The 21,529-nt window shown below is 63.1% G+C and carries 21 protein-coding genes and 1 tRNA gene; 14 read left to right on the top strand and 8 right to left on the bottom strand.

Annotated features, from left to right (window positions below; genetic code table 11):
• The first annotated feature begins 46 nt into the window (after positions 1-46).
• The 12 genes from FNV92_RS32520 to FNV92_RS32465 all read left to right on the top strand — a co-directional run bounded on the left by FNV92_RS32520 (position 47) and on the right by FNV92_RS32465 (position 9,466).
• Positions 47-496: a DUF2948 family protein gene (locus tag FNV92_RS32520; RefSeq protein WP_015688973.1), complete on the top strand. Its 450-nt coding sequence runs from the start codon at positions 47-49 to the stop codon at positions 494-496.
• 183 nt (positions 497-679) lie between these two features.
• Entirely contained in the window at positions 680-1,975 is a 1,296-nt protein-coding gene (gene hisD / locus FNV92_RS32515) for a histidinol dehydrogenase (protein WP_143843033.1), read from the top strand.
• Positions 1,972-2,469 carry a UPF0262 family protein gene (locus tag FNV92_RS32510; protein ID WP_015688971.1) on the top strand — a complete coding sequence of 166 codons (498 nt, stop codon included), beginning with the start codon at positions 1,972-1,974 and terminating at the stop codon, positions 2,467-2,469. Before hisD ends, FNV92_RS32510 begins: the two co-directional genes overlap by 4 nt.
• A 71-nt stretch (positions 2,470-2,540) precedes the next feature.
• Positions 2,541-3,008, top strand: coding sequence for an arsenate-mycothiol transferase ArsC (locus tag FNV92_RS32505; protein ID WP_015688970.1), 468 nt, complete (start codon positions 2,541-2,543; stop codon positions 3,006-3,008).
• Positions 3,009-3,154: 146 nt separating this feature from the next.
• On the top strand, positions 3,155-3,784 hold the full coding sequence (locus FNV92_RS32500; protein ID WP_015688969.1) for a Maf-like protein: 630 nt from the start codon (positions 3,155-3,157) through the stop codon (positions 3,782-3,784).
• A 144-nt stretch (positions 3,785-3,928) separates the two neighbouring features.
• Positions 3,929-4,111: a DNA gyrase inhibitor YacG gene (gene yacG / locus FNV92_RS32495; protein WP_143843034.1), complete on the top strand. Its 183-nt coding sequence runs from the start codon at positions 3,929-3,931 to the stop codon at positions 4,109-4,111.
• Between the two features lie 197 nt (positions 4,112-4,308).
• Positions 4,309-4,384, top strand: a tRNA-Phe gene (locus tag FNV92_RS32490).
• 751 nt (positions 4,385-5,135) lie between these two features.
• Positions 5,136-6,125 (top strand): NADP-dependent oxidoreductase, encoded by a 990-nt coding sequence (locus tag FNV92_RS32485; RefSeq protein WP_143843035.1) that lies wholly within the window; start codon positions 5,136-5,138, stop codon positions 6,123-6,125.
• A 74-nt stretch (positions 6,126-6,199) separates the two neighbouring features.
• Entirely contained in the window at positions 6,200-6,868 is a 669-nt protein-coding gene (locus tag FNV92_RS32480; protein WP_143843036.1) for an HD domain-containing protein, read from the top strand.
• Between the two features lie 190 nt (positions 6,869-7,058).
• A complete protein-coding gene (locus FNV92_RS32475; protein ID WP_168213785.1) occupies positions 7,059-7,481 on the top strand; it encodes a cupin domain-containing protein in 423 nt (140 codons plus the stop codon).
• A 198-nt stretch (positions 7,482-7,679) separates the two neighbouring features.
• Complete coding sequence (locus FNV92_RS32470) at positions 7,680-8,654, top strand: GlxA family transcriptional regulator (protein WP_143846151.1); 975 nt, start codon at positions 7,680-7,682, stop codon at positions 8,652-8,654.
• Positions 8,655-8,824: 170 nt separating this feature from the next.
• Positions 8,825-9,466, top strand: coding sequence for an HD domain-containing protein (locus FNV92_RS32465; RefSeq protein ID WP_143843037.1), 642 nt, complete (start codon positions 8,825-8,827; stop codon positions 9,464-9,466).
• A 154-nt stretch (positions 9,467-9,620) separates the two neighbouring features.
• Here the strand turns inward: FNV92_RS32465 and FNV92_RS32460 are convergent, their stop codons facing one another.
• Genes FNV92_RS32460 through FNV92_RS32445 form a run of 4 tightly spaced genes read right to left on the bottom strand, consistent with a single transcriptional unit; the run spans position 9,621 to position 14,452 of the window.
• Positions 9,621-11,702, bottom strand: coding sequence for a molybdopterin-containing oxidoreductase family protein (locus tag FNV92_RS32460; protein WP_143843038.1), 2,082 nt, complete (start codon positions 11,700-11,702; stop codon positions 9,621-9,623).
• Between the two features lie 7 nt (positions 11,703-11,709).
• On the bottom strand, positions 11,710-12,582 hold the full coding sequence (locus FNV92_RS32455) for an ABC transporter permease (RefSeq protein ID WP_143843039.1): 873 nt from the start codon (positions 12,580-12,582) through the stop codon (positions 11,710-11,712).
• A complete protein-coding gene (locus tag FNV92_RS32450; RefSeq protein WP_143843040.1) occupies positions 12,579-13,361 on the bottom strand; it encodes an ABC transporter ATP-binding protein in 783 nt (260 codons plus the stop codon). The genes FNV92_RS32455 and FNV92_RS32450 overlap by 4 nt, the downstream gene beginning before the upstream one ends.
• Positions 13,358-14,452, bottom strand: coding sequence for an ABC transporter substrate-binding protein (locus FNV92_RS32445; RefSeq protein ID WP_244623792.1), 1,095 nt, complete (start codon positions 14,450-14,452; stop codon positions 13,358-13,360). Before FNV92_RS32445 ends, FNV92_RS32450 begins: the two co-directional genes overlap by 4 nt.
• Before the next feature lie 83 nt (positions 14,453-14,535).
• Between FNV92_RS32445 and FNV92_RS32440 the strand changes: the two genes are divergently transcribed.
• Together FNV92_RS32440 and FNV92_RS32435 are read left to right on the top strand one after the other, a co-directional pair.
• On the top strand, positions 14,536-15,468 hold the full coding sequence (locus tag FNV92_RS32440; RefSeq protein ID WP_168213452.1) for a LysR family transcriptional regulator: 933 nt from the start codon (positions 14,536-14,538) through the stop codon (positions 15,466-15,468).
• Positions 15,469-15,661: 193 nt separating this feature from the next.
• On the top strand, positions 15,662-15,910 hold the full coding sequence (locus FNV92_RS32435) for a hypothetical protein (RefSeq protein WP_143843042.1): 249 nt from the start codon (positions 15,662-15,664) through the stop codon (positions 15,908-15,910).
• A 13-nt stretch (positions 15,911-15,923) separates the two neighbouring features.
• Here the strand turns inward: FNV92_RS32435 and FNV92_RS32430 are convergent, their stop codons facing one another.
• From FNV92_RS32430 to FNV92_RS32415, 4 genes are all read right to left on the bottom strand, one after another.
• Positions 15,924-17,066: a helix-turn-helix transcriptional regulator gene (locus tag FNV92_RS32430; RefSeq protein WP_143843043.1), complete on the bottom strand. Its 1,143-nt coding sequence runs from the start codon at positions 17,064-17,066 to the stop codon at positions 15,924-15,926.
• A gap of 41 nt (positions 17,067-17,107) precedes the next feature.
• Positions 17,108-18,253 carry a helix-turn-helix transcriptional regulator gene (locus tag FNV92_RS32425; RefSeq protein WP_143843044.1) on the bottom strand — a complete coding sequence of 382 codons (1,146 nt, stop codon included), beginning with the start codon at positions 18,251-18,253 and terminating at the stop codon, positions 17,108-17,110.
• Positions 18,254-18,720: 467 nt separating this feature from the next.
• The gene (locus FNV92_RS32420) at positions 18,721-19,023 is read right to left on the bottom strand and encodes a hypothetical protein (protein ID WP_168213453.1); all 303 of its coding nucleotides are present in this window, start codon (positions 19,021-19,023) and stop codon (positions 18,721-18,723) included.
• A gap of 267 nt (positions 19,024-19,290) precedes the next feature.
• Positions 19,291-21,351, bottom strand: a complete 2,061-nt coding sequence (locus FNV92_RS32415; RefSeq protein WP_143843046.1) for a hybrid sensor histidine kinase/response regulator — start codon at positions 21,349-21,351, stop codon at positions 19,291-19,293.
• Positions 21,352-21,529 lie beyond the last annotated feature (178 nt).

Genomic DNA, 21,529 nt, shown 5'->3' with positions numbered 1-21,529 from the left:
TCGGCGCGCGTTGAGCCGTATCCGCCCCAGAGGAGAAGTGTCGTTGATGTCTCCCCAGCTCAAGCTGATCGCGCTCGATGCCGATGATCTCGCCGTGATCTCGACCCATGTGCAGGACGCCCGCGTCCAGCCCGCCGATATCGTCTGGCGGCAGAGCGAGAAGCGTTTGGTGGTCGGCATGAGCCGGCTGGACTGGGAGCAGACGCTGGACGGCGAGGCCGAGCCGCGCCGGCTGGTCGCCGCGCTCCGCTTCGACCGCGTGCTCGCCTGCAAGTCGCGCAACATCGACCTCGGCGCTTCGAACGAGGTTCTGGACCTCGTCGGCATCGAGTTTCACCCCCAGGACGGCCGCGACGAAGAGCCCGGCGGGAGCGCTCTGCTGTTGTTCGCCCAGGGCGGCGCCATCCGCCTCGACGTCGAATGCCTGGAATGCGAGCTGACAGACCTCGGGGCGGACGAGCTGGGGGCGGGAGTGGGGATCGAGGGGGAAGGGTGAGATGACCAGTATACCAATCGGACCGGCTAGCGGTTGCCGGAACGCTGCCTTCCAAGGGGGCTGTCAGAGGTTGACCGCCAAGGGTTGACCGCCAAGGGTTGACGCAGCTTCCCCGCCGCGCCATTGAGCAGGGGGCCCGGTGAGCCAAGCCGCGCCCCCAAAACCAGCAGAAGCCAAGCCAAGATGCCCGTTCGTCTCGACCGCAGCAGCGCCGATTTTGACCAGCGATTCGCGGCCTTCCTCGCCGCCAAGCGCGAGGTCTCGGCCGACGTCGAGGCCGCCGTGCGGGCGATCGTCGATGACGTGGCAAGGCGCGGGGACGCCGCCCTGCTCGAGGCCACGGCAAAGTTCGACCGGCTATCGCTGGATGCATCCGGCCTTCGCGTAACTGCTGCCGAGATCGAGGCCGCAGTGAAGGCTTGCGACGTCGCGACCCTGGACGCGCTGAAGCTCGCGCGCGACCGCATCGAGACCTATCATCGCCGCCAGCTTCCGAAGGACGAGCGTTTCACCGATCCGCTCGGCGTCGAGCTCGGCTGGCGCTACACCGCAATCGAATCCGCCGGCCTCTACGTGCCCGGCGGCACCGCGGCCTATCCGTCCTCCGTGCTGATGAACGCGGTGCCTGCCAAGGTCGCCGGCGTCTCGCGCCTGGTGATGGTGGTGCCGTCGCCGGACGGCAAGCTCAACCCGCTTGTGCTGGCCGCTGCCAGGCTCGGCGGCGTCAGCGAGATCTACCGCGTCGGCGGCGCGCAGGCCGTGGCCGCGCTCGCGCACGGCACCGCGACGATCGCACCGGTCGCCAAGATCGTCGGTCCCGGCAATGCCTATGTCGCCGCTGCAAAACGACTGGTGTTCGGCAAGGTCGGCATCGACATGATCGCCGGTCCGTCCGAGGTGCTGGTGATCGCCGACGACACCGGCAATGCCGACTGGATCGCCGCGGACCTCCTGGCGCAGGCCGAGCACGATGCCAGCGCGCAATCGATCCTGATCACCGATTCCGCGCGTCTTGCCGCCGATGTCGAAAAGGCTGTCGCGGCGCAGTTGAAGACGCTGCCGCGCGCCGCGATCGCCAGCGCCTCCTGGGCCGATTTCGGCGCGATCATCATGGTGAAGAACATGAGCGAGGCGATCCCGCTGGCGGATGCGATCGCCGCCGAGCATCTCGAGATCATGACGACCGATCCCGATGCGCTCGCCGCAAAGATCCGCAACGCCGGTGCGGTGTTCCTCGGTGCGCATACGCCCGAAGCGATCGGCGATTATGTCGGCGGCTCCAACCACGTGCTGCCGACGGCGCGTTCGGCGCGGTTCTCCTCAGGTCTGTCGGTGCACGACTTCATCAAGCGCACCTCCATCCTGAAATGCGGTCCGGACCAGCTGCGTGCGCTGGGCCCGGCCGCGATGACGCTCGGACAAGCGGAGGGGCTGGATGCCCATTCGCGCTCGATTGGATTGCGCCTCAACCTGTCATGACCCAGCCGCCCGAACAGGACGACTCGACCAATCGCATCGTTGCGGTCACCCTCGACGAGGAATCGATCGGCCGTTCCGGGCCCGACATCGAGCATGAGCGCGCGATCGCGATCTACGATCTGATCGAGCAGAACGTGTTCGCGCCGGAAGGCGCGGACGGGAAAGGTCCGTTCACGCTGCATATCGGCATCACCGGCAACCGCCTGATGTTCGACATCCGCCGCGAGGATGGCACGCCCGTGGTCGCGCATCTGCTCTCGCTGACGCCGTTCCGACGGATCGTGAAGGACTATTTCATGATCTGCGACAGCTACTACCAGGCGATCCGCACCGCGACGCCGGACAAGATCGAGGCCATCGACATGGGCCGCCGCGGCATCCATGACGAGGGCTCGCGCACGCTGCAGGAGCGGCTGAAGGGCAAGGTGCGGGTCGATTTCGAGACCTCGCGACGGCTGTTCACGCTCATTACCGTCCTGCACTGGAAGGGTTAGGGCATGGCCCGGAAAAGTGTGCAGCGGTTTTCCGACAAGGCCATGCCCTCTACCAAAAGGGCCTAGCCGCGATGGCGGGTTCGCCACGCGCAAGCAATCCGCAATCGGTGCTGTTCGCCTGCGCCATGAACAGCGTGCGCTCGCCGATGGCCGAGAGCCTGTTGCGGCACATGTTTCCGCAGGGCCTCTACGTGAAGTCGGCCGGCGCGCGGCGCGGCGAGCTCGATCCATTCGCGGTCGCGGTGATGGACGAACTGGGACAAGACATCTCCGCCCACAAGCCGCAGACCTTCGAGGAACTGGAGGATTGGGAGGGGCTGAATTTCGATCTCATCATCACGCTCTCGCCGGAGGCGCACCACAAGGCGCTGGAGCTGACCCGCACGCTCGCTGCCGACGTCGAATACTGGCCGACGCAGGATCCCACCATCATCGAAGGCAGCCGCGACCAGAAGCTTGCCGCCTACCGCGACGTCTGCGACCAGCTGCTGATGCGCATCCGCAAGCGTTTTGCGAACGCGGGCGCGGCGAGCGGGTAGCCGTAACACCGGCGTCACAGACTGAGGGCACAGGCATGTCCGAAACCTCGAATCACCAAACCTCGGGTTCCCGGGTTGTGAAATCAGCCCCCTTCCGATAGGTTCCGCGCGCAATTCACCCCCTGCTTCATCCCCCAAATCACCTGATGCTCGGCCGCCCCAAATTCGTACTTGCCTCCGGTTCGCCGCGACGCCTGTCGCTGCTCAACCAGGCCGGCATCGAGCCGGACGCGCTCCGGCCAGCCGACGTCGACGAGACGCCGAAGCGGGGCGAGCTGCCGCGCGCCTGCGCCAATCGCCTCGCCCGCGCCAAGGCCGACGCGGCGCTGAAATCGGTGCAGCTCGACGACGAGCTGCGGGGGGCCTTCATCCTCGCCGCCGATACGGTTGTGGCGGTCGGCCGCCGCATTCTGCCCAAGGCCAACCTCGTGGACGAGGCCGCGCAGTGCCTGCGGCTGTTGTCGGGCCGCAACCACCGGGTCTACACCGCGATCTGTCTGGTGACGCCGCGCGAGGCCTTCCGCCAGCGGCTGGTCGAGACCCGCGTCCGTTTCAAGCGCCTGTCGGAGGACGACATCCAGGCCTATATCGGTTCCGGCGAATGGCGCGGCAAAGCCGGCGGCTACGCCGTACAGGGCATCGCCGGCTCCTTCGTGGTGAAGATGGTGGGGTCCTACACCAATGTCGTCGGCCTGCCACTGTACGAGACCACGACCCTGCTCGGCGGCGAGGGGTTTCCGATTCGCTTCGGCTGGCTCAACGCCACCGCCATATGAGCGCGCCAGCCGCGCCGGACAAAAAGCTCGAAAACAACCCCATGCACAGTAGAATCGGCCGGCGGCCAGCTTGCGCTTCCGCCGCGGAAACCCGTTTGCCGATAGGCTCTTGAACCCGATCACCTCGTGTAGGCTGCCGCCACCATGGACGACCACGCCAAAAAGCCCGCCGGGCCCCTCAAAACCTGCCCGATCTGCGGCAAGCCGCAGGCCGAGGCCAGCCGCCCGTTCTGCTCCTCGCGCTGCCGCGACGTCGATCTGAACCGCTGGCTGAAGGGCTCCTACGTCATCCCCGGCCGCGACGACGAGGCGGATGGCGAAGAATAAATAAGCAATATCAATATCTTGTTTGCTTTTCCGGCGTTCGGTACCTTGGCCGCGGCGAGGCCGCTCCATCTTGTGCACAGCCGGGCCGCGTCCCGCGAAACCTTAGGCTCGGCGTGGGTGGACAGGCAGCCTTCGTCCCACTATAAACCGCCCGCTCGATGGGTCTTGACCTCCTCTTGGTCCCTCTCTTGGAGCACGCCCAGGTAGCTCAGTTGGTAGAGCATGCGACTGAAAATCGCAGTGTCGGTGGTTCGATCCCGCCCCTGGGCACCAATCCATTCTTTTCCACGCTGAACTGCGATTTGGTGGGATGTCATTGCGTGAAACGCTGGACCGCGGCGCCCCGCCGCGCGTTGTCGTCTCCACGCAAGACGATGGCGATTGACCAGTAGGCCGAAGCCGCGATGGGAAAAATGGTGAGCGTTTCCTGAATAAGGCGCACTCCGATATTCGGAAACCCAACTTACGATGACGCGCCCTGAGCATCGTCCTCCGCGGTAATCCGCTTGTTCTCCAGTCGACTCTCCATCCGGCATTCGACGCTTCGGCGGTCGTGTTGTTATGCGTCTTGATGGCCGGTTGACCACTCCCGAAGATGATGACCGCCCTTGATGCCTTTCGCAGCGCAGACCGCTAACGGTCTTGATGGCTCCTCATCCATCCGCCGCGCTCGGTGCCGCATGTATGATGCTGGAAAAAGGGACCGGCGGCTGAAGCCGCAACTTCAGATGAAGCCTTCGGATCGGGACCGGCTGACGGGGAGCCCCCCTGGCGTTGCACTTGTCCATCATCGTGGCAGCTTCGGCGGGATGGAATCGGAATAGATCGAGAAAAATCTGACGGCGAAACCGCTCCGGAAAGTTCGGACGGGCCTTGTCAGGAAACGACGTGCGGCTGTCCTGATCCGCAGGGTCGCGCTCGTTGTTCGCGGCACGACTCGTTGCGACATACGGATAAGCCCGTCCGATCAATCGCCCCGAACGGTCGACGCGAATCATGACGGGCCGAGCGCAAGGAGAATGTGATGACCGCTAGCAGCATTGTTCCTCAGGCTAACGAAGAGCAAACTCATTCAACAATGATGGCCTGGCGCGTGCACCAGTTTGGGTCACCCGAGGTCATGAAGTTCGAGCGCGTGCCGCGACCGGAGCCAGATCCTGGCGAGGTCCTGGTCAAAGTTGCGGCCGCTGGGGTTGGCCCATGGGATGGCTGGATCAGGTCCGGCAAGAGCGCTTTGCCGCAGCCGCTCCCCCTCACGCTGGGCTCGGATATTTCGGGTCAAATCGTCGCGATGGGACCCGGAGACACGGAACTACGTGCTGGAGATCAGGTTTTTGGTGTTACGAACTCGCGGTTTATCGGGGCCTATGCCGAGTACGCTGTGGCGTCCGCAGGGATGGTTTCGAGCAAGCCAACCTCGCTAAGCCACGTTGAAGCCGCGTCCGTCCCTGTCATTGCCGTGACGGCATGGCAGGCGTTGTTTGATCACGCCCAGCTCAAAGCAGGTCAAACCGTGGTTATTCATGGGGCGGCCGGCAACGTTGGATCCTATGCGGTTCAACTGGCCCATCTCGCAGGTGTGCAAACCATCGCAACCGTATCGACGGGCGATATTTCCATCGCGCGCAGCCTTGGCGCAAACACGGTGATCGACTACCGGACTCAGCGCTTTGAGGAAGAAGTTCGGAACGCGGACGCTGTCATTGATCTTGTGGGCGGCGAAACTCAAGAACGCTCATTCGAGGTCCTTCGTCGCGGTGGCAAGCTGATCTCCGCAGTGTCCCGCCCGGATCAGGATCTTGCAACGCGCCACGGTGTTGAAGCCGCCTTCTTTCTGGTCAACGTCACGAGCCAATATCTGACGAAGATCGCTCGCTTCATCGATGATGGCAAGCTGCGAACAAAAGTCGGGGCAGTCTTTCCCCTCGCGGACGCGCGCGAGGCTCATTTGATCCTGGAACGCGTGCGGCCTCAGCCGAAAGGAAAGATCGTACTCGACGTCGGAGCGAGGTGATCAGCATCGTTCGTCGTTGCGCTCGCGCGCAATGCGCAGCCAGGATCCACACTAACTCTTGAAAGGACGCAACAATGACAACCCGAAATCTCGGCCAGGCTCTCGTCATTCCCGATTCCTTGCTCGCGAAAGAGGCGACAGACATCCTGCGCGAACATTCCACCGATCTGTTGTTTAATCACTCGATCCGCGTCTACCTGTTCGCGGCTGAGCAGGGTCGTCAGAGGAATCTGCGCTTCGACCGTGAACTTTTGTACGTCGCAGCCGCATTTCACGATCTCGGCCTGATCGAGAAGTTCTCGAGCCCAGATGAGCGCTTCGAGGTCGATGGCGCAAATACCGCACGGCAGTTTCTTAGCACCCACAACGTCGCTGAAGACCAGGTGCAGACCGTCTGGGAAGCAATTGCGCTGCATACCACCCCCGGCATCCCGAAGCATATGGGGCCCGAAGTGGCGCTCCTCAACTCCGGTGTGCTTCTCGATGTAATAGGGGTGGGATTCGATCAATTTCCCGCGGAGCTGCGCGAGGAAATCGTCGCCAGGTACCCGCGCACAAATTTCAAAGAAGGCTTCATTCAGGAGTATTTCGCCGGTTTTGCGCACAAGCCAGCGACCACGTATGGCACCGTCAATGCGGCCATCTGCGAGCGTTTCATCCCGGACTTCAAGAGCCCCAACGCCTGCGACTTGATCGCTGCTTCGCCTTTCCCGGACTCCCCATCGCATGGCTCAACATCATGACCATGACGTATGCCGTGCTCCAGGAACTAAATCCCGATTGCGAGCGAAATGGCTCGGCAGCGGGTTGAGACGCAGCCTGCACGAGCTCGTTGGAAGAGGAGATATGACGATGTCGATCAGTGGATTTGCCTATCGGATTGATGCGCTAACAAACCCTCGAGCAATGACGGCAAAAGCAGCGAGGATGGCAATGCGGGCGGCGGCTGTCCCGCTGATAGCAGCTACGGTCGCTCTGGGAGCCTCGCCGGCCATCGCGCAGGATCGGGAGCAGGTGAAGGTCGCCTTCGCGCACGCGCTCCCGAATGTCGACGGAAAGAAGATAGTCGCAGTGACGGTGACCTATCCTCCCGGAGGCAAATCGCTGCCCCATCACCACGCAGCCTCGGCCTTCATCTATGCCTACGTGCTGTCCGGCGCCATCCGCAGCCAAGTCGGCAACGACCCTGCGCAGGTCTATCACGCAGGTGAGGGCTTTTATGAAATGCCCGGTTCACATCACAGCGTTAGCGAGAATGCGAGCGACAAGGAGCCCGCCAGCTTACTGGCGGTCTTCGTTGTCGATTCAAAGGACGAGCCTCTGACGACGCCAGACAAGGCATCGGGATCACAATAATGGCGCGATGAGCTCGCCAGTCGGCGTGTCGGTTCCGTTGGGGAGCAACAAGGGCCATTTGGTTGGCGGCTGCGCCACCAAACCCGGCTCGTCGGTCCCGGATACACGGATATGTTGTGGCCTAGAAGGTCGGGCTTGGCCTTTTCCAGTCTCTGGAACTGGCTGCATAATAAAGCGCGAGACTGGAGAGGCAGACAGGTGCCGGTACAAGCTGTCGCGATCGTCGTCTGTGAGGGGGTCCAAGCCCTGGACGTCGCTGGGCCGATGGATGTGTTCAGCGAAGCGAACACGTTTCTCAGCAGCGCGGATCGCTACGAAACCGTACTGGTTGCTGCTCACCGCAATCCGCTGCGCGCGTCGAACGGCATACGCATGGTTGCCGACCTGACTTTCGATGAGGCGGCGGGCGGCTTCGACATCATTTTGGTGGCCGGAACTCCGACGCCACCGGAAGTGGAGCCCGAACGGTGCCTGCTTGAGTGGGTCAAGGAGCTGCCGTGGCGCTCGAGCGTCTATGGATCGATCTGCACAGGGGCTTTTGTGCTCGGCTATGCCGGCCTCCTCGACGATCGCCGAGTCACGACCCATTGGCAGGATGCACAGGCGCTGGCGACGAGATTCCCGAAGGCTAAAGTCGAACCGGACTTGATCTATGTGCGCGACGGACGGCTGATTACCGCGGCGGGTGTGACGGCGGGGATAGATCTGGGCCTGGCGCTCGTCGGGCAGAGGCACGGCGCGGAGACGGCGCTCAAGGTCGCCAAGCGGTTGGTGGTCGTTGCCCAGCGCCAGGGCGGACAGTCCCAGTTTAGTCCCTATCTCACGGCACCTGCCGATCCGGAATCGCCCATCGCACGCATCCAGGACCATGTGATGGCGAACATTGGGGATCGCCACACTCTGGAGTCGCTCGCCGCCGTCGTCGGCATGAGCCCCCGGAATCTGGTCCGGCATTTCGGGCAGGTGACGGGGACGACACCGCACGACTTCATCGAGCGCGCCCGCGTTGATGCCGCGCGCATGATGCTGGAAGCAAGCGATCGGCCGCTGAAGGCCATTGCCTTCGATTGCGGCTTCGGATCGGCGGACCGGATGAGGATCGTCTTCAGCACCCGTCTTGGTGTGACTCCCGTCCAATATCGCGCCAGCTTCCGGCGGGTGGAATCGCAATAGATCGCGAGCTAACCAGCGATAGAGCGGCCAAGAAGGCTCCGACCGGCCTGCTGTCAGGAAACGACGTACCGCTGTCCTGATCCATCGCATCCCGCTCGTTGTCCGGCGCCGGGCCCTGTTGCCTAATACCAACAGGCAAGCAGCCTACTGCTCAACCGAGGAGATGCTCCGTGTCCGAGATCATTGCCGGCATCCGCGTACCTGACAGCGCCATCGCCCGCGCCGCCACGCAGCTTGTGCGCGATACCGAAGACGACCTGCTCTACAACCACAGTCGCCGCGTCTTCCTTTGGGGCGCGCTCACTGGCGAGCGTCGCGGCCTGAAGTATGACCCGGAGCTACTTTACCTGGGAGCGATGTTCCACGACATGGGTCTCACCGAGAAATATTCGAGCCCCCAGCTGCGCTTCGAGGTCGATGGCGCCAATGTCGCCCGAGAATTCATGGAGAGCTACGGCGTGCCGGAACGCGACATCGAGGATGTCTGGACCGCGATCGCACTCCATACCACGCCCGGAATTCCCGAGCATATGCGTCCGACCATCGCGCTGGTGACCGCGGGTGTCGAGATGGATGTGCTCGGCATCGCTTATCACGACTTCACGCATGAGCAGCGTGACCGTGTCTGCGTCCATCACCCGCGCGAGACGAACTTCAAGGAGAACATCATAGATCACTTCGCTAGCGGCATCATCAAGAAGCCCCTGACGACGTTCGGGAATGTGAAAGCTGATGTCCTGGCGCTGAAGGACATGAACTATGTCCGTCGGAACTTCTGCTCCATCATCCTTGGCTCAGCGTGGCCACACTGATCTCCTCCTTGGTCTGCGGCATCTCCGTCGGCCAAGATCGAGGGACGGGAGATCCCGCCCCTGGGCACATCCTCGTGCTAACCGAGTCTGGTTGCGACCACTGGAACGCCGGCGGTGCGCGGCGCGGCTTTGGCTGGATGTGCGCGGTCAGGTTCTATCCATTCTCGATCACCGCCTGCTGACTTCGCCGACGCATCCAGACGGCGGTGTCGTGGAAAGCGCTTCCACCGTTCGGCGGCACGGGATCGTCGCCGATCAGCTGATTGACGCCAAGTCCTCCCGAGAAATCCGCGTTCGGCCAGATTCCTTCGACGATCACGACCCCGGGACGACCGCTCCGGTCGATTTTCGCCGGCAGTTCGAGCCGGCCGCGGCGGTTGCCGATCTGCACAATCTCGGCATCGGCCACGCCTTGGCGTGCGGCGTCTTCGGGATGGATGATGACGTGGGGCGCACCTTCGCGCTTCCGCGAGCTCTCGATCTCCGTGAAGGTGGTGTTGAGGAAAGTGCGCGCCGGCGGCGCAACGAGGCGGAACGGGTGCTCGTCGTCGGCAACTTCATAATTCTCCATGAAGTCCGGCAATGCTCGCTTGCCATGACCGTTCGGACCGATCTCGGCCCAATCCGGCTTGAAATGGAATCTGCCGTCCGCAGTCGGGAAACGATTGGTGAAATGCGCATCGTCGAACGGCTCGGCGCATTCCACCCAGCCGGTGCTGAAGGCCTCCGCCGCCGTTCCCCGCACCGACGCGGTCAGCGTCTTGTCGATCAGCTCGAACGCGCTCATTCGAAAGCTCGGATGATCCGATCCCAGCCGCCGAGCGATGCCACAGACCACTTCGTGATTGGTCCAGCTCTCTTGATAGCGGTCGAGAACGCGCGGGCCCGCGGTAATGTAGGTGTGCCCAAGGCCGTAGTAGATGTCGTCCGCTTCGAGAAACATCGCCGCCGGCAGGACGATATCGGCATAGCGGGCGGTCGGCGTCATGAATTGCTCGTGCACGCAAAGGAACAGGTCTTCCCGGCCGAGCCCCTGAGCCACCTTGCGACTATCAGGGGCCACATTGGCCGAGTTCGCATTCTGCATGATCATCGCGGCGACCGGCGGCCCGTCCTTGAGGGCGACCGGATCGCCGGTCAGGATGGCGCCGATGCGCGACTGGTCGAGTATGCGGGTGTGGGGATCGCGCATGTCGAGGCCATGCGCCAACGTCGTATCGAGGCGCCAGTTGTCGAGCGCGAGAAAGAAAGCGCCGCCGCCCTTGTGCTGCCAGGAGCCCGTGATCGCCGGCAAGCAGGACACCGCGTGCATGCTGGCGGCGCCGTTGCGCGAGCGTGTGAAGCCGAAGCCGAGACGCAGGAAGCTGCGCTTGGTCTGCCCGTAAAGCCGTGCGATGTCGACGATCTGAGCGACATCAACGCCGGTCACCTGCGCCGCCCGCTCCGGTGGCCAGCTCTCGATGTGACGCCGCACGTCGCCGTCGAAATCCGTCAGGCGCGCGAGATAGGCCTCATCCGCAAATCCTTCCTTCAAGAGGACATGCATCATGCCGAGGGCGAGGGCAGCATCAGTGCCGGGGCGGACGATGACGGCGATATCCGCTGCAGCGATGGTCGGCGTCCGATAGACGTCCACCACGATCAGCTTCGCGCCGCGCTTGCGCGCCCGTGCGATGTGGGTCATCGCATTGACCTGGGTGGAGACGGGGTTGCCGCCCCACATCAGGATCAGATCGGCCTCGGCCATCTCGCGGGGGTCGCAGCCACGCAATTCGCCCATGCCGGCTTTCCAGCCCGATTCTGCCGGCGTCACGCAGATGGTGGTCTGCTGACGTGAATAGCGGAAGGCGTGCCGCAGCCGGTCGAGACCCCAGCGCTGGATCACGCCCATATTGCCGCCCGAATGATAGGGCCAGACGGCTTCCGACCCATAGGTCTGGGTCGCGCGGGTGAACCGGTCGGCGATCTCATCGAGCGCATCGTCCCAGCTGATCGGTGCAAATTCACCCGATCCCTTGGGGCCCGCGCGCCGCATCGGCTGCGCGAGCCGGGCCGGATGGTGCACGCGTTCGGCATAGCGCGACACCTTGGTGCAGCAGACGCCTGACGTATAGCTGTTCTCGGCGCTGCCGCGAACGCGTCCGATTTTGGTCGATGACAGTCGTTCGACTTCCAGCGCGCAGGCGCTCGGACAGTCGTGCGGGCAGGCGGTCTTGACGAAGCTGCTGCTCGGCATGCGCGCCTCAATCGTTGCGGAATTCGGACGACCAATGCAGCAAGCGTCGCTCGATTGCGCTGATCAGATACACGAGACTGACGCCGACCAGGCTCAGGATGACGATCGAGGCGAACATGTCCGTTGCATTGAGCGTCGCCAGCGACGTGGTCATGAGATAGCCGACGCCGGTCGTCGAACCCACGAATTCCGCAAGCACCACGCCGATCAATGCAAAGCTGATCGCATTGGGCAGCGATGCGAAGGTCCATGCTGCGGCCGTCGGAATGCGCACGCGCCAGAGAATCTGCGAAGGCCGGCCGCCAAGTGTCCGGCAGAAATTCACCAGTTCCTGCTCGACGCTGTTCGCACCCTTGTAGGTATTGAAGAAGACGAGGAAGAACACCATGAACCAGGCGGTCACGACTTTCGAGGCGAGACCCAGCCCGAACAGCATCGTGATCAGCGGCACGAAGGCGATGCGCGGCATCGAGTTGAGCGAGACGATGAACGGGTTGAGCACCTTTGCCCAGAACCGGCTCTGGGCCAGCAGCACGCCGACAGTGAAGCCGGACAAGGTGCCGACAAACAGCCCCAGGCCGGTGGCATAGAGCGTTGATGCCAGATGGGGCCAGATGGCGTTCTTGCCTGGCTGCATCCACTGCCAGATCCGTGCGCCGATCAGCGACGGTCGACTGATGAAGAACGGATCGAAGATCGTATTCTGCTCAAACCAGGTCATGCGCGTCAGCGCTTCCCAGACTCCGAGCACCACGGCCAGGATCAGAACCTGCGTGAGCGTGATCCGCAAGCCGCCGGCCAAACGACGCCGCGGTTGCGTCCTGGAAGTGCGGCCCGCGGAAACCTCCGGGCCGGCGATCTGCACCTGGTCGCTGCTCATGCTGCCGCCCTGAACTGGTTGCCGAGCACCTTCCAGACGCGCTGGATATGGGCAGTGAATTGGCTCGATTGGCGCAACTCGAAGACGTCGCGGGGATAGGGAATGTCGATCATCTCTTCGAGCAGGGTGTGGCTGGGTGGCGTCGACAGAACGACGACGCGGCTGGCGAGCGTGACCGCCTCGTCGAGATCATGCGTGATCATGACCACGGTTTGGCCCAGCTCGCGCCAGATCTCGAGCAGTTCACTATGCAGATGCGTCTTGGTATGCGTATCGAGGGCGCCAAATGGTTCGTCGAGTAGCAGGATCTTGGGATCGACCGCGAGACTCATGCAAAGCGCAACCCGGCGGCGCATGCCGCCGGAAAGCTGATGCGGGTAAGCCTCCGCAAAATTGCTGAGATGCGCGAGCCGCAGCAGCCGGTCGATCTTCTTGTCAGTGTCTTGCCGGGCCGCACCGACGAATTTGAGGCCGAGACCGACATTCTGCCGCACCGTATACCAGGGCAGCACCGTGTCCTTCTGGAAGATGTATCCCAGTGATGCCGGCACGTCGCGGTCGACGCGCGCGCCGTCGACATAGACCTCGCCGCTGGTCGGCGGCATGAAACCGGCAATCATGTTGAGGATGGTGCTCTTGCCGCAACCGGACGGTCCGACGATGCAGACGAACTCTCCCTTCTCGACGGTCAGGGAGACATCGCCTACGGCCTTCACGATCTCGCCGCTCTTGCTCTCGAACGACTTGCTGACGTGACGAAGCTCGATCATCGCGCTCATGCCGCGCGCGCCTTGCGAACGAAGTCCATGTTGATCGCCGCCTTGTACGGAATCTTCGCCATTTGATCGGGCGTGAACTGACGGTCCTTGATGATGCTGGAGAGAAGCGCGTAGCTGTTCTCGGAAATGATGTTGTCTGGCGAAAAGACGTTCTGCTTGTAGAAGGTCAGGCCGCTCTGCACGGTCGGCTTCGGCAGCGAGTTCATGAAGTCTTCGTGCAGCAACTCGGTGAGTTCCTCGGGCGAACTCGAATTGATGAAGTTCTGCGCCTTCACGAGGCCGGTGACGGCCGCCTGGATCGCTGCCGGATTCTTGTCGATCTGTTCCTGCAGGACGTAGCAGCCGATGCCCGGGACATCGCCACCGAAGGTCGATTTCCAGCTGGCATCGTCGCCGATGCTGAACAGCGGCACAGCCCAGTCCTCGCCTTTCATCTGTTCGAGCATGGCCGAGGTCGCGATCGTCGCCGCAACCTGCTTCGATTTCAGCGCGCCGAGCATGGTCGCGAAGTCGCCGAGGCCGCGGATATCAACATCCTTGGCACCGCCCTTCTCGGTGATGAAGACGGCCATCAGCCAAGTGGCCGATTGGAGTTGGGTCACGGCCAGCCGCTGACCACTGAGGTCGGCGACCGACTTGAACTTGCCGGCGTCTTCCTTGCGGATCAGGATGTTCGCGTAGGTAATTCTGCGATCAAGCCCGAACACGACCGTGGTGGGCTTGCCGGCAACGGTGGTGGCGAGGGCGTCATTGACGCCGCTGCACCCCACCAGCACCTGCCCCGCCGTGAGGATCTGCTTGGTGCGAGGCCCGCTCTGGGAATTCAGGTAGCCCACATCGATGCCGGCTTCCTTGAAGTACCCCTTTTTGAACGCGATGTAGGGCGCACTGTAGATGGGGGCGATGCCGGCGACGCCGAATTCGTACTTCGCGGACGACTGTGCTTTGGCTGCCGTGGACAGAACGAAGGGTGCGGCCAGCAACCCTTTGGCGACTTCGCGACGGCTCCACCGGCCATCGCCATTTCTGCTCGTCATCTTCCCTCCGGAACAATCTGCTAACCGGCGAGGCAATCTTCGGGCCTGCCTCAAAATTCATCAAACAGTAAATTGCGCTGACTGCGATCTGATTTTAACATCGCTGGCTGATCGATCCGGCTGCAATGGCGCACCCCATGAATCTCAAACAACTCGTGCATTTTCAGAATGTTGCGACTCATGGATGCATCACAACCGCGGCTGCACGCTGCAACATCGCCCAGTCGGCACTTTCCAGCCAGATTGCGGCCCTGGAGGCGGATCTCGGGGTCCAGCTCCTTTTTCGCCACGCGCGCGGGGTGACCTTGACCCCCTGTGGCGAGGTCCTGCTCGATCATGCCCGGCAGATCCGCGCCCAGTTCGAACAGGCCCGCCGGGAGGTTCGAGATGCTGCCGACGTGGCCGGAGAGGTCACCATCGGCATCCCCGTCAGCATGGCCTCGGTGCTGACGCTGCCGCTGCTGCAGGCCCTCGAGGTCGAATTTCTTGGCGCGCAGGTCCACGTGTTCGAAGGCCTGACGGGTGACCTGCGGGGGTGGCTCCGGTCCGGCAAGATCGATACCGGCATCCTCTACGGCGACGATCAGGCTGACGGCCTGTCGCTGACCGGGCTTGCCGAGGATGAACTGGTGTTGTTCGGCAGAGTCGGCGAAGAAGCGGCGGGGCGGCAAAGTATCGCAATTGAGCAGCTACCCCGTTGGCCAATTTATACGACCGACGGCGAGCATCCGGTGCGCCCACTGCTGAGCAAGATCGCAAAGGCTCATCATCTTACGCTGAAATTCGGGGCGCAGATCAATTCCGTGGGGCAGCTCAAAGCCCTCGCGCGCGAAGGCCGTGGTCACACCATTCTCCCGCGCGTTGCGCTCGCAACGGAAGCACCCACGGAACGTGCGCAAATCCTGGCGATCGAGCCCTCGATCAAATTGCGCAGCTACGTGGCGACCAAGACCAATCCAGACCGCCTGGTCCGCAAGGTCGGCAATGTCCTGCGCGACGTCGTCGAACGTCTCATTCGCAGCGGAGATTGGCCAGGAGCCCGTCTGCTGCAGGCAGACGCCGACAGGTGAAATGGACTGCTGGGCAATGCCCTCTGAGACTGCCGAAGCGGGAGTTTTGCGCGGCTCGGCGCAGTGGTGCTTCTGGCTGGCCGCGCGCAGTTAATTCCGGGACTTGAACGCACGCCGCCATTGGCATCCTGCTTGCTCAGTTGGAGCCAACCCCACGCCCAACTCGCTGGGCCGTTTCAGGTTGAGGCAAACGATGCAGAAAATGTCCCATTCTGGTGCTGCAGGAGAACTCCAGCTCAATGCGCTGATCGCCGATCTGTGGTGGCGTGTTAGGCTCATGAACACCGACATTCTCGAAGAAGAGGCCCGCGCCGGGGTGTTTGACGTGCGGGAGCCGACATATCCGCTGCTCGCGCTTAACCTTCGATCGCGTCGCGACAACCTGGTCTCGACGATCGGCGTGCTCGAGCAACGTACGAAACCGGCGTCCGAAGCGGCTTGAGAGCGGTCTTCGGCTACACCGGAAACGTCAGCGACTTTGCCAGCCTGACCAGATCGACCTGGCGCCGGCACCCTGTCTTCTCGAAGACGTGAAACAGGTGGCTCTTCACGGTGCTGAGGGAAATGCCGAGCGATTCACCGATCGCGGCGCGTGTCTGTCCCTCGCAAATGAGCTCGAAGATTCGAATCTCGGCCGGCGTCAGGTCGTAGAGCTGGTTGAGCGCATCGTGAGGCATTCGCGGCGGCCCGGAGGCGGACGCCACGAACAGAGCGGCGGCGGCGCGCTGGATCAGGCCGGATCGCATGTGGCTGCGTCGCAGCGGCAGAACGTGAATGACAAAGGGGTCACCACTCGGGCGCGGGATCGGGATGCCGATGCCTCGCTGGCCGAGCGTCGCCTCGTCTTTCGCGGCCTGCGCGACGGCGGATTGCAATGCGCCGGTGGTCGCCGTGGATTGAACGGCGATCCGGCCCTGTCGGTCGACGATCGGGTCACCGGCTGCGAGCATGGAAGTGGCTGCGGCGTTGGCGTGAACGATCCGCGAATCCTCGTCCGCCAGGACGACTCCGACCGTCAGGGCCTCGACTGTTGCCGCAAACGTCGCGGCTTCCACGGCCTTCATGTCGAAGAAATGGCTGATCGTCACCGCCCGGCGGATGTGAGGCGCCAGAAGGCGCAATCCGCCGACCTGCGCATCGTCAATGGATCCGGCGGATTCATGCTGGCTGAAGATCGCATTGCCGACCATCGCCTTGTCGCGGACGAGGCCGACGGCAACGGCGTCGAACAGGCCCCTGGGCAGGGCCCATTCGCGATAATAGCGATTGCCGGCGATCACGTCCTGTCGGACGGCCTGGGATTGAACGATCGGCTCCCCCAGCGGATATTGCTGAATGCGCTCGGCGCCGCCCCAGAGCTCGATGATGTCGGCGCCGTAGCCGATACCGTTCTGCGCCATCTGGGCAAGGTCGCTCCCGGAGACCGCGTTGACGACGGCCTTCATGTTGGTGAGGCTGGCGACCGAGAGCGCGCCGGTGGCAAAACCAAACTCGGTGCAGATGTCGTCCAGAACTCCGGTCCAGCGTTCAGGCGTGATCACACAATCATAGATACCGCCGATGAGATCCGAGAATTTTTCGACCGAAGCCTGCTGCATTCCAAACCACTCACTTGAAAATCACGGACTCTACGCGAGAACTACACCGGAAACGTCAGCGACTTCGCCAGCCTGACCAGATCGACCTGGCGCCGGCACCCCGTCTTCTCGAACACATGAAACAGGTGGCTCTTCACGGTGCTGAGGGACACTCCGAGCTCCGACGAGATCGCGTCACGTGTCTGTCCGTCGCAGATGAGCTCGAAGATGCGAATCTCGGCGGGCGTCAGGTCATAGAGGTGGACGAGGGCATCATGAGGCAGCTGCGGCGGACCGGAGGCCGACGCCACGAACAGCGCGGCGGCCGCGCGCTGGACCAGGCCGGATCGCATCTGGCCGCGCCGTAACGGCAGAATGTGGATGACGAGAGGGGCGCCGTCGGGGCGAGGGATCGGGATGCCGATGCCTTTCTGGCCGAGTGCCGCCTCGTCCTTCGCGGCCTGTGCGACGGCCGATTGCAATGAGGTGGTCGTCGCCGCGGACTGAACCGCGATCCGGCCATGCCGCGTCAGAATCGGATCGCCTGCCGCGAGCATCGCGGAGGCTGCGGCGTTGGTATGAACGATCTTCGAATCCTCGTCCGTCAAGACGACGCCGACTGTCAGGGTTTCCACAGTCGCGGCGAACGTCGCGGCTTCCACGGTCTTCATGTCGAACAGATTGCTGATGATCACGGCGCGGCGGATGTGAGGTGCGAGAAGGCGCAATCCGTCGACCTGCGCATCCTCGATCGCTCCGTCCGACTCATGCTGGCTGAATGTCGCATTTCCGATCATGGTCTTCTCGCGAACAAGTGCGACGCCGACGGCGTCGAACAAGCCCTTGGGGAGAGCCCATTCCCGGTGATACCGGTTGCCGAGGATGATCTCCTCAGGAACGGCCTGGGATCGAATGATCGGCTCTCCAAGCGGATATTGCCTGATGCGCTCGATGCCGCCCCAGAGCTCGACGATATCGGCCACATACTCCTTGCTGGTCTGGGCCATCGTCGGGACAGGGTCGGTTCCGGAGGCGGCGTTGACGCCGATCCTCACATTCGTGAGGCTGTAGGCCGAGAGCACGGCGGTCGCGAAGCCGAACTCGTTACGAATCTCGTTCAGAACCTCAGTCCAGCGTTCCGGTGCGATGACACAATCGTAGATGTTGCCGATGAGGTCTGAGAATCTTTCGACCGAAGCCTGCTGCATTCCGAACCGCTCGCTTGAAAATCACTGACGTCACTTGAAAGCTATAGTCAGAGCGGCTTCATCGCCTATGGCGAATTTCACAATCCTGAGACAATGATCTTATCACCGCGATTCCGCGGAGCAAACTGGAACCCAGAGCACAAGCTCTTCTCGTGCCTCTTGCGCTGCTGGCATGATTTTCGCGAATGGCGGGACGTTGCGCGCTGCACCGGTCTGCGCGGATCCTGATTAAAATGGTGGCAGACGCGACGTCGAGCGCAAGTCTGTATGCTCGGTGCGAAGTTGCGATATTTGAAAGATGCAACCTCAATGCATGCGTGATAACCTGACTTCGGGCATGGAATTGGCTGTCCCCGCATCTGAAAGGACATGGCTATGACGTTGTCGTCACTCTTCGTTGCGCGCCCCTCTGTCGCTTTCCCATTCATCGGACTTCTGCTGTGCGGCCTGAGCGGAACGGCAATGTCTCAACCTACACCCGTCAGCACCGAGCTTCCCGGCGTCACGGTCGATGCGCCGAGGCAAATGGCGAGGCCGCATAAGCCGGCGCATCGCGTAGCCAGCCGTAGCACCGGATCGCGCACGTCAACCACCATCGCGGCGGTATCGGCGGCGCCGATGTCCGATGCCGCGAAGCTCGCCAGGCTCCAGCGCGAAACCAGCAGTTGCGCCGGCGGATGCCAATCCAGCTTTAAGACGTCCACCGCGCCTTGGGTCGGGTGCAGCGCGACGGGCGGCGTGTACTCGTCCACCTGCCGAAACGTCGGCAACTACAAGTCCTACGACGAGTGCAAGGAAGCGGGACGGGTCACCGGTTGGCGATCCGGTGAGACTTCGGCGTATTGCAGCAGCGTGGCGTTGGCGGCGGGCTGGCGCTGACCCGGGCCGCTCTGCTGGGCTCGGGACTCGTACAGGCGTTGACCCGGATGAGCGAAATCGACATCCGGGTTTCGGCTCGCGCTCCGTCGAGCAGGTCGCTTGTCCGACTTTGCTCTACGATCTGTGGTGGATAAGCTGCTTGAGCGGGCTGCTCGCCACTACCGTCCCACCTTCGCCAAATTCGCCAAGCTCGCCGCCAGCTCATCGCTCCGGAACGGTTTCGTCAGCCGCGACAAATCCGGCGTGATGCCTTCGTTGTTGGCGTAACCGGAGACGACGAGGATCTGCAGGTCGGGATATTGATTGCGCAGCGCGAGGCCGAGGTCCGTTCCGCTCATTCCCGGCATCAGATGGTCGGTGACGAGCAGGTTCGGCCGCAGTCCGTCACTGACGCGCTGAAGCGCGTCCTCGGCGGAGGCGGCCTCGACGACCCTGTAGCCGAGCTCGCTCAGCATCTCGGCGGTGCTCATGCGCACCAGAGGCTCGTCATCCACCAGCAGCGCCGTGCCGACGGGGAGCGGCCGCAGTTCGGGTTGCGGGGCCGTGTCGATCGTGGCCGCGGCCGCGTGGCTGACCGGCAGCCACAACTCCACCGTCGTTCCCGCGCCCACGGCGCTCCTGATCGTCAGCGCGCCGCCGAGCTGCGATGCGAGGCCGTGGACCATCGAGAGGCCGAGGCCGGTGCCTTGTCCGACACCCTTGGTCGAGAAGAACGGTTCGACGGCATGGGCCAGTGTCGTTTCGTCCATGCCGATGCCGGTATCGGCGACCGAGATGCAGATATAGGCGCCGGGTGCCAGGCCCGATTTGTTCTCGCTGGTGACGGTCCGTGCCTTGGCGGAGATACGCAATCCGCCGCCGTCTGGCATGGCGTCGCGGGCATTCACGCTGAGGTTCAGGATGGCCATCTCGATCTGGTTGGGATCGGCCATGGCTTCGGGAAGGCCTTCCGGTGTGTCCACCGTTACCTGGATTTGCGGCCCGGTCGTGCTCGAGATCAGATCTCCCATGTCGGCAACGAGCCGACCGATGTTGACCGGAACAGCCTGGAGCGGTTGCCGGCGCGCGAAGGCAAGAAGGCGCTGGACCAGCGTCTTGGCACGCTCGGCTGCCTGGGCTGCGCCTGCGATCAGCCGATGCTCGCGCTCGCCGCCGATGCCCTTGCGCTGAAACATGTCGAGCAGGCCGACGATCGGCGTCAGCAGATTGTTGAAGTCGTGCGCAACACCGCCAGTGAGCTGGCCCATGGCCTCCATCTTCTGCGCCTGGCGCAGCGCCGCCTCGGCCTGCGCGAGCCGTGCCTGCTCCTCCAGGCGATCGGTCACGTCCGTCCCGGTCAGGAACGCGCCGATTCGCGTACCGTCGGGCGCGCGCAGCGTTTCGAACTTCATTTCGAAGACCCTGCGGTCGAATTTGGGATCGCCGAACTCCTCGATGTTGGTGAAGGCTTCGCCGCCCAGCGCGCGGGCCCAGATCGCGGTTGCCGCAGCGAGATGCTCGGGCCGGTCGGCGAGGAATTCATGCAGGGAATCGCCGACCCTCGGCCGCTTGCCATAGATGCGCTCATAAGCCTCGGCGCAGGCCGTGTTGATGGCGAGCCAGCGATAGTCGAGGTCGAGGGCCTGAATCTGCCCGTCGGTGGTTTCCACGATCGTGGCAAGCAGGTGCCGTTCGGCGGTCCGTTCCGTCACGCGCTGCTCGAGCGTGGCATTGAGCTCCCGGTAGCGCGCTTCGCTCGCCCGCAACTGCGTCTCACCAAGAACACGTTCGGTGGTCTCGGACACGATGCAGAGCACGCCGCCGACCGAACCATCGTCATCGGGTACGGCCGAGTAGGAGACGTCCCAGTAACTCGTTTCGCCATAGCCATGACGCTCAACGTAGAACGGGCGATCCTTGGCGGCGAATGTCTTCCTGGTGCGGCGGACGCCGGCGAGCAGCGGTTCGAGATCGTCCCAAAGTTCGCCCCAGTTCTCGATCGCGGGGCGGCCGAGGGCGCGGGGGTGATTGGCGCCGATGCCCGGCGCGTAGGCGTCATTGTACAGCGCTACGTAATCAGGCCCCCAGAACAGGACGATCTGGGCCTGAGCTGCCAGCAGCATGCCGACCGTCGTCTTCAGGGCCTGGGACCATTGGCGGGGATGACCGAGCGGTGAATCCGACCAGTCGAGGGCGCGCATCATGGCGCCAAGCTCGCCCCCTTCAGCAAGGAAGCCCATATCAGTTGACTGCCGAGCAGCTCTCTCAGACAGCACCGGACCCCCTCGCCACGCGTGACCATAGGCAGGTGACTTGGACATCCTGCCCAATCGAGCCCTAATTCAAGGACTCTTACCAAAGGGCCTATAACGCACCGGGCGGCTTCCGGTTCCATTGCAGTCGATTCATGCCGTCCGT

This window comes from Bradyrhizobium cosmicum (assembly GCF_007290395.2).
GTDB classification, from domain to species: domain Bacteria; phylum Pseudomonadota; class Alphaproteobacteria; order Rhizobiales; family Xanthobacteraceae; genus Bradyrhizobium; species Bradyrhizobium cosmicum.
Note: the sequence above shows the minus strand (reverse complement) of the source record. Positions and strands in the feature narration are given on the sequence as shown.

Excerpts from the sequence above, each read along its gene's own strand:
- FNV92_RS32520 (WP_015688973.1), top strand. The coding sequence starts at position 47 with ATGTCTCCCCAGCTCAAGCTGATCGCGCTCGATGCCGATGATCTCGCC.
- FNV92_RS32460 (WP_143843038.1), bottom strand. The coding sequence starts at position 11,702 with ATGCCGAGCAGCAGCTTCGTCAAGACCGCCTGCCCGCACGACTGTCCG.
- FNV92_RS32415 (WP_143843046.1), bottom strand. The coding sequence starts at position 21,351 with ATGGGCTTCCTTGCTGAAGGGGGCGAGCTTGGCGCCATGATGCGCGCC.
- FNV92_RS32505 (WP_015688970.1), top strand. The coding sequence starts at position 2,541 with ATGGCGGGTTCGCCACGCGCAAGCAATCCGCAATCGGTGCTGTTCGCC.
- FNV92_RS32430 (WP_143843043.1), bottom strand. The coding sequence starts at position 17,066 with ATGCAGCAGGCTTCGGTCGAAAAATTCTCGGATCTCATCGGCGGTATC.
- FNV92_RS32510 (WP_015688971.1), top strand. The coding sequence starts at position 1,972 with ATGACCCAGCCGCCCGAACAGGACGACTCGACCAATCGCATCGTTGCG.
- hisD (WP_143843033.1), top strand. The coding sequence starts at position 680 with ATGCCCGTTCGTCTCGACCGCAGCAGCGCCGATTTTGACCAGCGATTC.
- FNV92_RS32455 (WP_143843039.1), bottom strand. The coding sequence starts at position 12,582 with ATGAGCAGCGACCAGGTGCAGATCGCCGGCCCGGAGGTTTCCGCGGGC.
- FNV92_RS32425 (WP_143843044.1), bottom strand. The coding sequence starts at position 18,253 with ATGCAGCAGGCTTCGGTCGAAAGATTCTCAGACCTCATCGGCAACATC.
- FNV92_RS32435 (WP_143843042.1), top strand. The coding sequence starts at position 15,662 with ATGCAGAAAATGTCCCATTCTGGTGCTGCAGGAGAACTCCAGCTCAAT.
- yacG (WP_143843034.1), top strand. The coding sequence starts at position 3,929 with ATGGACGACCACGCCAAAAAGCCCGCCGGGCCCCTCAAAACCTGCCCG.
- FNV92_RS32440 (WP_168213452.1), top strand. The coding sequence starts at position 14,536 with ATGAATCTCAAACAACTCGTGCATTTTCAGAATGTTGCGACTCATGGA.
- FNV92_RS32480 (WP_143843036.1), top strand. The coding sequence starts at position 6,200 with ATGACAACCCGAAATCTCGGCCAGGCTCTCGTCATTCCCGATTCCTTG.
- FNV92_RS32475 (WP_168213785.1), top strand. The coding sequence starts at position 7,059 with ATGCGGGCGGCGGCTGTCCCGCTGATAGCAGCTACGGTCGCTCTGGGA.
- FNV92_RS32500 (WP_015688969.1), top strand. The coding sequence starts at position 3,155 with ATGCTCGGCCGCCCCAAATTCGTACTTGCCTCCGGTTCGCCGCGACGC.
- FNV92_RS32450 (WP_143843040.1), bottom strand. The coding sequence starts at position 13,361 with ATGAGCGCGATGATCGAGCTTCGTCACGTCAGCAAGTCGTTCGAGAGC.
- FNV92_RS32485 (WP_143843035.1), top strand. The coding sequence starts at position 5,136 with ATGACCGCTAGCAGCATTGTTCCTCAGGCTAACGAAGAGCAAACTCAT.